This window comes from Aeromicrobium sp. Root344 (assembly GCF_001425755.1).
Lineage (GTDB): Bacteria > Actinomycetota > Actinomycetes > Propionibacteriales > Nocardioidaceae > Aeromicrobium.
Map to the genome: position 1 here is coordinate 136 of NZ_LMDH01000001.1, position 10,741 is coordinate 10,876.

At 68.7% G+C, this 10,741-nt stretch carries 7 protein-coding genes and 1 pseudogene; all 8 read right to left on the reverse strand.

What is annotated here, in order from left to right; genetic code table 11:
- Window positions 1-1,725 (reverse strand): annotated as a pseudogene (locus ASC61_RS00005) (ABC transporter ATP-binding protein); the annotation flags it as partial.
- Window positions 1,726-1,784: 59 nt separating this feature from the next.
- Entirely contained in the window at window positions 1,785-3,170 is a 1,386-nt protein-coding gene (locus ASC61_RS00010) for a GntP family permease (protein WP_056207557.1), read from the reverse strand.
- On the reverse strand, window positions 3,167-3,682 hold the full coding sequence (locus tag ASC61_RS00015) for a gluconokinase (protein ID WP_056207558.1): 516 nt from the start codon (window positions 3,680-3,682) through the stop codon (window positions 3,167-3,169). The genes ASC61_RS00010 and ASC61_RS00015 overlap by 4 nt, the downstream gene beginning before the upstream one ends.
- Window positions 3,683-3,730: 48 nt before the next feature.
- The gene (gene ffh, locus ASC61_RS00020; RefSeq protein WP_056207561.1) at window positions 3,731-5,263 is read right to left on the reverse strand and encodes a signal recognition particle protein; all 1,533 of its coding nucleotides are present in this window, start codon (window positions 5,261-5,263) and stop codon (window positions 3,731-3,733) included.
- 83 nt (window positions 5,264-5,346) lie between these two features.
- Window positions 5,347-7,635: a [protein-PII] uridylyltransferase gene (locus ASC61_RS00025; RefSeq protein WP_082530778.1), complete on the reverse strand. Its 2,289-nt coding sequence runs from the start codon at window positions 7,633-7,635 to the stop codon at window positions 5,347-5,349.
- Between the two features lie 111 nt (window positions 7,636-7,746).
- The gene (locus ASC61_RS00030) at window positions 7,747-8,085 is read right to left on the reverse strand and encodes a P-II family nitrogen regulator (RefSeq protein ID WP_056207567.1); all 339 of its coding nucleotides are present in this window, start codon (window positions 8,083-8,085) and stop codon (window positions 7,747-7,749) included.
- A gap of 2 nt (window positions 8,086-8,087) precedes the next feature.
- Complete coding sequence (locus tag ASC61_RS00035; RefSeq protein WP_056207571.1) at window positions 8,088-9,371, reverse strand: ammonium transporter; 1,284 nt, start codon at window positions 9,369-9,371, stop codon at window positions 8,088-8,090.
- A 196-nt stretch (window positions 9,372-9,567) separates the two neighbouring features.
- A complete protein-coding gene (ftsY, locus tag ASC61_RS00040) occupies window positions 9,568-10,701 on the reverse strand; it encodes a signal recognition particle-docking protein FtsY (protein WP_056207575.1) in 1,134 nt (377 codons plus the stop codon).
- Window positions 10,702-10,741 lie beyond the last annotated feature (40 nt).

The window sequence follows — 10,741 nt, forward strand, 5'->3', positions numbered from 1 at the left end:
TTCCTCCTCAGTCAGCTGGGACAGCACGATCTCGCGGTAGACCTCGCAGGACCGCATCAGGTCGGTGTGCGTGCCGGTGCCGACGACGCGTCCCTCGTCGAGCACGACAATGCGATCGGCGTTGCGGATCGTCGAGACGCGCTGGGCCACGATGACGACCGTCGCCTGCGCCGTGGCCGTACGCATGGCAGCGCGCAGCGCGGCGTCCGTCGCGTAGTCGAGCGCCGAGAACGAGTCGTCGAACAGGTAGATCGGCGGGCGCTTGACGATCGCGCGGGCGATCGCGAGCCGCTGCCGCTGGCCGCCCGAGACGTTGGTTCCGCCCTGCGAGATCGGCGCATCCAGCTGCTCGGGCATGCGCGAGACGAAGTCACGAGCCTGGGCGATCTCGAGGGCGTCCCACAGCTCCTCGTCGGTGGCGTCCGGCCGGCCGTAGCGCAGGTTGGACGCCACGGTGCCGCTGAACAGGAACGGGCGCTGTGGCACGAGCCCGATGGATGCCCACACGTCCTCAGGATGCAGCGTGCGTACGTCGTGGCCGTCGATGCGGATCGTGCCGGCCGTCGCGTCGAACAACCGCGGGATCAGGCCGAGCAGCGTCGACTTGCCGCTGCCGGTGGACCCGATGATCGCGGTCGTCTCGCCCGGCCGGGCCACCATGTCGATCTCGTGCAGGACGTCCTGCTCGGCGCCCGGGAACGCGAACGACGCCCCCACGATGTCGATCTCGCCGCGGTCGAGGGTGACCTGCACGGCGTCGTCTGGCGCCAGCACGCTGGGCTCGGTGTCGAGCACCTCGGTGATGCGCTCGGCAGAGACCTCCGCGCGGGGCCACAGCATCAGCATGAACGTCGCCATCATGACCGACATCAGGATCTGGACGAGGTAGTTCTGGAACGCCGTCAGGGTGCCGACCTCGAGGTCGCCGCTGCCGATGCGATAGCCGCCGAACCACGTCGCCAGGACCACCGAGACGTTCATGATCAGCATGACGATCGGGAACATCATCGAGGTCAGGCGCCCGACGGCGATCGCGACCTCCATCGTCTCGCGGTTGGCGTCGGCGAACCGCTCGGTCTCGTAGCGCTCCTTGACGAACGCCCGGATGACCCTGATGCCCATGATCTGCTCGCGCATGATGCCGTTGATGCCGTCGATCTTGACCTGCATGACCCGGAAGAGCGGACGCATCTGGCGGATCACGAGCCCGATGCTGATGATCAGGGCCGGCATGACGAGCAGCAGCAGCCCCGACAGCTCGACGTCCTGGCGCAGCGCCATGAAGATGCCACCGAAGCACATGATCGGTGCGGCCACGAGCAGGGTCAGGGCCAGGAACACGATGAGCTGGACCTGCTGCACGTCGTTGGTCGTGCGGGTGATGAGCGTGGGCGCGCCGAGCTGAGCCATCTCGCGGGCCGCGAACGTCTCGACCTTGCCGAACACCCCGGCTCGCAGGTCGCGGCCGAGTGCCATCGCCGTGCGCGCCCCGTAGTAGACCGCGACGATCGTGCAGACCACCTGGATGACCGTGACCATCAGCATCATGCCGCCGGTGCGGACGATGTAGCCGGTGTCGCCTTGGACGACTCCCTTGTCGATGATGTCGGCGTTGAGCCCGGGCAGCCAGAGGTTGGCCAGGGTCTGGACCAGCTGGAAGATCAGGACGACAGCGATGGGCCGCTTGTAGGGCGCAAGATACGTCCGCAGGAGCGGAAGGAGCATTGCTTCACCGTATCTCGCCGCCCTGTCACAAACTCACGACAGATGTCATGTCCTTGCGGCTACACCACTGCGTTGAGGCCCAGCACGACGACCAGGCCGGTCACCGACAGGACCGTCTCCATGATCGACCAGCTCTTGATCGTCTGGACGACCGAGAGTCCGAAGAACTCCTTGACCAGCCAGAACCCTGCGTCGTTGACGTGCGAGAAGAACACCGAGCCAGCACCGATCGCGAGCACCAGGAGCGACACCTCGGTGCTCCCCAGGTCCTGGGCGATCGGCGACATGATGCCCGCCGCCGTGACGGTCGCAACGGTCGCCGAGCCCGTGGCCACGCGGATCAGCACCGCGACCAGCCAGGCGAGCAGCAGCACCGAGAATCCGGAGTCCTCGACGAAGTCTGCGACGACCTGCGCGATGCCGGTGTCGATCAAGGTCTGCTTGAAGCCGCCACCGGCGCCGACGATCAGCAGGATGCCCGCGATCGGCGGCAGCGACTTGTTGAGGACGTCGCTGATGTCGTCCTTGTCCATGCCCGACGTGCGGCCGAGGGTGAAGATCGCCACGACGACCGAGATGAGCAGAGCGACGAACGGCTCACCGATGAAGTCCAGCGTCTTGCGCGCACCGGTGCCCTCGTCGAGGGCGATGTCGGAGTAGGCCTTGCCCATCATCAGCACGACAGGGAGCAGCACCGTGGCCAGCGTGATGCCGAAGCTGGGGCGGACCTCTCGCTTCTCGGTGGTCGCGTCGTAGAGGTCGCCAGCGGGGACGGGTACCCAGCGCTCTGCGAACCGGGCGAACAGCGGTCCCGCGACGACGATCGTGGGGATCGCGACCAGGATGCCGAGCGCCAGCGTGCGCCCGAGGTCGGCATCCATCTGGTCGATCGCCGCCAGGGGTCCGGGGTGCGGCGGCACGAACCCGTGCATCGCGGACAGGCCGGCCAGCGCCGGGATGCCGAGCGCGATGATCGAGCGCTCGGCACGCTTCGCGACGAGGAAGATCACCGGCATGAGCAGCACGAGGCCGATCTCGAAGAACATCGGCAGGCCGATGATCGCGCCGATCGCCGCCATCGACCACGGCAGCATCCGCGGGCTCGACTTGCCGACGATCGTGTCGACGATCTGGTCTGCGCCGCCGGAGTCCGCCAGCAGCCTGCCGAACATCGCCCCGAGCGCGATCAGGACACCGACGCCCTTGACGGTGTCGCCGACGCCGGTGCTGAAGCTGCCGACGACGTCGAGCATGTTGCGGCCGGCGATCGCACCGACCGTGAGCGAGCCGAGGATCAGGGCGAGGAACGGGTGCAGCTTGAAGAACGTGATGAGCACGACGAGCACCGCGATGCCGACGAGGGCCGCGGTGATGAGCTGCCCGGTCCCCGCGACGGCCTTGACCGGCTCGGGCGGGGCGGCGGCGATGAGTGTGCTGGCGATCATGCGGTGTCCTCCTGGGAGAGGCCGGCGCGGGCGACGAAGGCGTCCACGATCTCGGCAGGTGACGGGGTGATGTCGAAGGCCCAGCCGTTCTCGTCCTCCTGCAACGGCTCGAGCGTGCGCTCCTGCGACTCCAGCAGCGACGTGGGCATGAAGTGGTCGCGATGCTCCATCCGGGACTTGATCAGCTCGTGGTCGCCCGTGAGGTGCAGGAAGGTCGTGCGCGACGCGGCAGCGACCAGGACGTCGCGATAGGCGCGCTTGAGCGCGGAGCAGCTGATGACGCCGCCCGTGGCGTCGTGCTCGTGGAGCCAGGTGCCGATGTCGGCCAACCACGGCCAACGGTCCTCGTCGGTCAGCGGCGTGCCGGCAGACATCTTGGCGATGTTGGCCTCGGAGTGGAAGTCGTCACCGTCGGCGTAGGCCAGCGAGAACCGGTCGGCGAGCTCGTGCCCGATCGCGGACTTGCCGACACCGGAGATGCCCATGACGACGACCAGCGGCGCTTCCCCCATGACTCGACCGTATGCCCGGCAGCGCCTGCACGCCACGCGGAGGATGGGTCAGAGCAGGTCCTTGAGCTCCTTGGGCAGCTCGAACTCGTCGTTGCCGCCGGCCGGGAAGCCGAAGGCGCTCGCGCCGTCCTGCTTGGTCGCGCCGGCGGCCTCGGCGGCGCGCTTGGCCGGATTGCCGGAGACGCGCTTGCCCTTCTTCTTCTGCTGCGGCTTCTGCTTCGCACCGGCACGCTTGCCGACGCCCGGCATGCCCGGGATGCCGGGCATGCCCGGCACGCCGCCGCCCTTGGACATCTGCTGCATCATCTTGCGCATCGCGAAGAACTGGTCGACGACGTTGTTGACGTCCTTGACCTGGGTGCCCGATCCCTTGGAGATGCGGGTGCGGCGGGAGCCGTCGATCAGCTTGGGGTTGTCGCGCTCGGCCGGCGTCATCGACTTGATGATGGCCTTGATGCGGTCGAACTCGCGCTCGTCGAAGTTGTTGATCTGGTCCTTGTACTGCCCCATGCCGGGGATCATGCCCATGATCTTGGACATCGAGCCGAGCTTGGCGATGCCCTCGAGCTGGGTCAGCAGGTCGTCCATCGTGAACCTGCCGCCGAGCATGCGCTCGGCGTCCTTGGCGGCCTGCTCGGTGTCGAGCGCCTTCTCGGCCTGCTCGATCAGCGTGAGCATGTCGCCCATGTCGAGGATGCGCGACGCCATGCGATCGGGGTGGAACGCGTCGAAGTCGGTGAGCTTCTCACCGGTCGAGGCGAACATGATGGGCCGGCCGGTGATGGAGCGCACGGACAGCGCGGCGCCGCCGCGGGCGTCGCCGTCGAGCTTGGTCAGCACGACACCGGTGAAGTCGACGCCTTCGAGGAACGCCTCGGCGGTGACGACGGCGTCCTGGCCGATCATCGCGTCGATGACGAACAGCACTTCGTCGGGATCCACTGCTGCGCGGATGTCAGCGGCCTGCTGCATGAGCTCGGCGTCGATGCCGAGGCGGCCGGCGGTGTCGACGATGACGACGTCGTGCAGCGTGCGCCGAGCCTCGGCGAGACCGTCGGTGGCGACCTTGACCGGGTCACCCACGCCATTGCCCGGCTCAGGGGCGTAGACCGTGACGCCGGCCTGACCGCCGACGACCTGGAGCTGGTTGACGGCGTTGGGGCGCTGGAGGTCAGCCGCGACGAGCATCGGCGACTTGCCCTGGCCCTTGAGCCACAGGCCGAGCTTGCCGGCGAGGGTCGTCTTGCCGGCACCCTGGAGGCCCGCGAGCATGATGACGGTCGGCGGGTTCTTGGCGTACTGGATGCGCCGGGTCTCGCCGCCAAGGATCGTGACGAGCTCGTCGTTGACGATCTTGATGACCTGCTGAGCGGGGTTGAGCGCCTGGCTCACCTCGGAGCCGCGGGCGCGCTCCTTGACGTTGGCGATGAACTCGCGCACGACGGGCACGGCGACGTCGGCGTCGAGCAGCGCGACCCGGATCTCACGCGCGACGGCGTCGATGTCCGCTTCGGAGAGCCGACCCTTGCCGCGCAGGCTCTTGAACGCTGACTGCAGGCGATCTTGCAGGGTGTCGAACATACGTCGGTCGTCATCCTCGAGTGGGAGAAAGGGGTTCGGTCAACTCTAACCGAGTCGTCATGGCCGCTCCCCTCACGGGAGGTCTAGGCGAGGGCGGTGGCCAGGCCGTCGCGCAGGGTCGTGGCGGTGGCGTCGTCGAGCGGCTGGCCGTCACCGTCGACGACGTAGAAGACGTCACGCACCTCGTCCCCGTACGTCGACATGTGCGCCGAGCGGATCGACAGCCCCAGCGAGGCGATGTGGTCGCACACGGTCCACACCAGGCCGCGTCGGTCCTGGACGCGTACCTCCACCAGCGTCGCGGTCTCCGACAGCCGGTCGAGCAGGCGTACGCGCGCGTCGGGCGCGTCCGGGATCGAGGTCAGCTCGAGGCGCCCCGAGAGGTCGAGCTCGCCGGCCATCGCCGGCCGCAGGCGGTCGGTGAGCCGCGCCGCGTCGACGTCAGCGCGCGACACCTCCCAGAGCGACACCGCGGCGTCGCCGAGCGTGACGGTGCGTGCCGAGCGGATGGCGAGACCAGCGAGCGCCAAACCGCCGGCGAGGTCGGCCATGACGCCCCGCCTGTCGGACGTCACGATCGTCAGCAGCGAGCCGCCTTGGTGCGGCTCGACGGTGAGGGTGAAGTCGGCCGGCCCCATGGCGCCGTGGTCCGGGATCGGGACGTCGGCCGGCCAGCCCTCGTAGTCCTCAGCGGTCGGCGACGTGACGGACTCGTCGAGCACACCGCGCACCTTCTCGACCAGACCCTCGGTCAGCCCCTGCCGCCAGGGCGACCACGCAGCCGGGCTCGTGGCCTGCGCGTCCGATGCCGTCAGCGCGGCCAGGAGGTCGAGGAAGTCCTCGGTCTCGACGATCTCTGCGACATTGGCGGCCGTGGACGGGTCCTCGATGTCGCGCCGCGTCGCAATCGTCGGCAGCAGCAGGTGCCACCGCACGAGCTTGCCGACGACCGCCGCGTCGTCGTCGCTGAAGCCCCAGCGGCGGGCGATCTGCACGGCCATCGGCTCGCCGACCTCGGAGTGGTCGCCCTCGGCACCCTTGCCGATGTCGTGCAGCAGCGCCGCGACCGCCAGCAGGTCCGGGCGTGCCACGTCACGCTTGACCTTCGCGGCGTACACACACGTCTCGAGGCTGTGCCGGTCGACCGTGAACCGGTGGACCGGCGAGGACGAGCCCCGCAGGCGGATCGCGACCCACTCGGGCAGGAGCAGGTCGACGACTCCGGCGAAGTCGAGCTCGTCCCACACGCGTACGAGGCCCTGCCCCGAGCTCAGCAGGTCGACCATGAGCCGCGAGGACGAGGGCGACCAGGGGTCCGGCAGCTCACCCATCGACCCGGCGAGGCGCGCCGCCGAGCCGGGGCTCAGCGGAAGCCCGGCGCGTGCGGCTGCTGCGGCGGCCCTGAGCGCGACCTCGGGGTCCGTCGTCGGATCGGCCCTGCCCGTGACGATGACCTCGCCGTCGAGGATGCCGACCCCTTCAGCCAGCGGAGCGACCGCGGGCCCGGTCGGCGTGATGCTGCGCTTGGCCGGCGGGGCCAGCGCCTCGTCGATCTTGTGCCACGACAACGACGCGAGGTGGGCGATGCGGCGGCCGAGCTGGCGCGCGTGCAGGTCGAGCTCCTCGGCGCCCATGCCGAGGAATCGTGCGACGTCAGGGATGACCTCGGCGTCGAGCCGCTCCATCCGGCGGCCCACGGTCTGGTGCAGCGCATCGCGGACGTCGAGCAGATCGGACCGCAGCGACTCGGACTCGCCGTGCGGTACGTCGATCAGCCACGTCGCCACGAGTGCCCGCAGGATGACGCTGTCGCGCAGCCCTCCCCCGGACTCCTTGAGGTCGGGAACCGCAGCGTGTGCGAGCCAGCCGGCGCGTTCGATCCGAGCGTTGCGAGCTTGGCGGACCTCCTCGACACGCGTGCGGGCGTCGCGTCGCCAGTCGGCGAGCACCTGCGAGCGCAATGCCATCACGAGTCCCGAGTCGCCGGCCACCGTACGAGCGTCGAGCATGCCCATCGCGGCGCGGTGATCCGTCGCTGCGGCGTCGCGCATCTGAACCGTGTCGCGTACCGAGTGGTCGAGCGCGACGCCGTCGTTCCAGAGCGGGTACCAGATCGCCTCGGCCACCTCACGGACCACGGCCTCGTCGACGGACGGGTCGTGGAGCAGCACGACGTCGAGGTCGCTGAACGGGGAGAGCTCCGAGCGGCCATAGCCACCAACCGCGACGAGCGCCAGTCCGGGACCTTCCCGGGGATCACTGCCGTCGGTCGGCACGGCCTCGGCGAACAGCTGGCGGAGCCGGCGATCGGCCTCGAGCGCTCGGTCGCTTCGCTGCTGGGCGAGAGCGGCCTTGTCGAACTCGTGGGTCACGGTGGTGATCGTACGCAGCGTGCCGTGCACCGGTGGCGCCGGACACACAGCACAGAGCCGCCGCAACACCCGGTGAGGCGTTGCGGCGGCTCCGTTGATGGTCGTCAGCCCTCAGAGAGCTGCCTCGTCCGTCTCACCCGTGCGCACCCGCACGACCGAGTCGACCGGGATGACCCAGACCTTGCCGTCACCGATCTTGCCGGTCTGTGCCGAGCCGGTGATCGTGCTGACCACGCTGTCGACGTCGGCGTCGTCGACGACGACCTCGAGGCGGATCTTGGGGACCAGGGAGACGTCGTACTCAGCACCGCGGTAGACCTCGGTGTGTCCCTTCTGCTGGCCGTAGCCGCTCGCCTCGGTCACCGTCATGCCGGCGACACCCGCTGCGGCGAGGGCCTCGCGGACCTCTTCCCACTTGTGCGGCTTGATGACCGCAGTAACCAGCTTCATGTTCAGACTCCCGTCTTCAGGGCGGACCCACCGATGATTCCGGCTTCGTCGTACGCGGTCTCCAGGTGCTCGACCTGGTCGATGCCGAGGACCTCATCCTCTTCGCTGATGCGGAACCCGATCGTCACGTCGATCAACTTACCGATGATGTACGTGAGGACGAACGAGTAGACGAGGACGACGCCGGCAGCAGCGACCTGCTTGCCGAGCTGGCTGAAGTCTCCGCCGTAGAACAGTCCGGCATTCGCCTTGCCGCCAACCGTGGCGAACGAGCCCTGGGCGAACAGGCCGATCAGGACGGTGCCGGTGATGCCGCCGACGAGGTGGACACCCACGACGTCGAGCGAGTCGTCGTAGCCGAACTTGTACTTCAGGCCGACGGCCAGCGCGCACAGGATGCCAGCGATGATGCCGACCGCGATGGCGCCGAGCGGCGAGACCGTGCCACAGGCCGGGGTGATGGCGACGAGGCCGGCAACGGCACCCGAGGCACCACCGAGGCTCGTGGCCTTCTTGTCGCGGACGACCTCGACGAGCAGCCAGCCCAGCATGGCGGCGGCAGTGGCGACGCCCGTGTTGACGAACGCCAGGCCGGCGATTCCGTTGGCAGCGACGGCCGAGCCGGAGTTGAAGCCGAACCAGCCGAACCACAGGAGGCCGGTGCCGAGCAGGACGAACGGCAGGTTGTGGGGACGCATCGGGTCGCGCTTCCAGCCGACGCGCTTGCCGAGCACCAGCGCGAGGGCGAGACCGGCAGCACCGGCGTTGATGTGGACCGCGGTACCACCCGCGAAGTCGAACGCCTTGAGGTTGTTGGCGATCCACCCGCCGGGACCTCCGCTGACACCGAAGTCGAAGACCCAGTGCGCGACCGGGAAGTAGACGATCGTCATCCAGACGACGATGAAGACCGCCCAGGCGCCGAACTTGGCACGATCGGCGATCGCACCGCTGATCAGGGCGACTGTGATGATCGCGAACATCAGCTGGAACGCCACGAAGACGTACTCAGGCAGCGTGCCGTATGCGGTGTTGAGACCGATGTTGTTGAGACCGACGCGGTCGAATCCGCCGAGCCACTTGCTCCCGCCGGGACCGAATGTCATCGAGTAGCCGTAGAGGACCCACAGCACCGGCACGATCGCCAGGGCGAGGAAGCTCATCATCATCATGTTGAGCACGGTCTTGGAGCGGACCATGCCGCCATAGAAGAACGCCAGTCCTGGCGTCATGAGCAGGACCAAGGCCGAGCTGGCCAGAATCCACGCGGTATCGCCGGTATCCATGAAACCTCCGAAAGAAGTGTGTTTCGCTGCAGGGCGAGATACGACCTGTTGCGACACAGACTGGTGTCAGGGGATTTCGGTATGCGCCCACCAATGTTGCATCTGGATCACGAATGCCATCGCTGTGTAAACAGCGTGTTACGCCCAGCGTGGAGCCCGGATCGGGGCCCTGTGAGATCTTCCGGCCAGGACGCGGTCAGGCCAGCAGCGCGTCGACGAACTCCTCGGCGTCGAACGGCGCCAGGTCGTCCGCTCCCTCGCCCAGTCCGACGAACTTGACCGGCACACCGAGCTCACGCTGCACCGCGATCACGATGCCGCCCTTGGCGGTGCCGTCGAGCTTGGTCAGCACGATGCCGGTGACGTCGACGACCTCGCCGAACACGCGCGCCTGGGTCAGTCCGTTCTGGCCCGTGGTGGCATCGATGACGAGCAGCACCTCGGTGACGGGCGCCTGCTTCTCGATGACGCGCTTGACCTTGCCGAGCTCGTCCATGAGCCCCGACTTGGTGTGCAGGCGACCGGCGGTGTCGACCAGCACGACGTCGAGGCCGTCGGCGATGCCGCGCTGCACGGCCTCGAAGCCCACGCTTGCCGGGTCGCCGCCCTCAGGCCCCCGCACGGTCGGCACGCCGACGCGTTCGCCCCAGGTCTGCAGCTGGTCCGCGGCCGCCGCGCGGAACGTGTCGGCGGCGCCGAGCACGACGGTCTTGTCCTCGGCGACCAGCACACGCGCCAGCCGGCCGACGGTCGTGGTCTTGCCGGTGCCGTTGACCCCGACGACCAGCACGACGCCGGGCTTGCCGTCTGAACCGGTGTCGACGAGCGTACGGTCGAACGAGGGGTTGATCAGTGCGACGAGCTCCTCACGGAGCGCAGCCTTGGCGGCGGCCGGGTCGTCGATGCCCTCGACGCGTACGCGGGTCTTGAGGTTGGCGACGAGCTCGTCGGTCGCGGTGACGCCGACGTCGGCGGCGAGCAGGGTGTCCTCGAGCTCCTCCCACGCGTCGTCGTCGAGCGTCGACCGGCTGAGCACGGCCAGCAGTCCCTTGCCGAGCGTGCCCTGCGAACGGGCGAGGCGGGCGCGCAGGCGTACGAGACGGCCCTGCGGTGCCTCGGGACGCTCGATCGTGCTGACGGGTGCGACCGACTGCTCGTCCTCGAGGTGTGGCTCGGGATGCTCCGGGTGCTCGATGACCTCCTCGGTGATGCGGTCGAGCTCAGACGGCGGCGGCAGCTCCTTGCGGCCCCGGCCGACGACGAGCGCGATGCCGGCGCCGAGCACGACGACGACGGCAAGGATGATCAGGAGCAGCACAGGCGTGGTCACGCCCTGATCCTATGCAGAACGCCGCCGCATGCACTCGCTC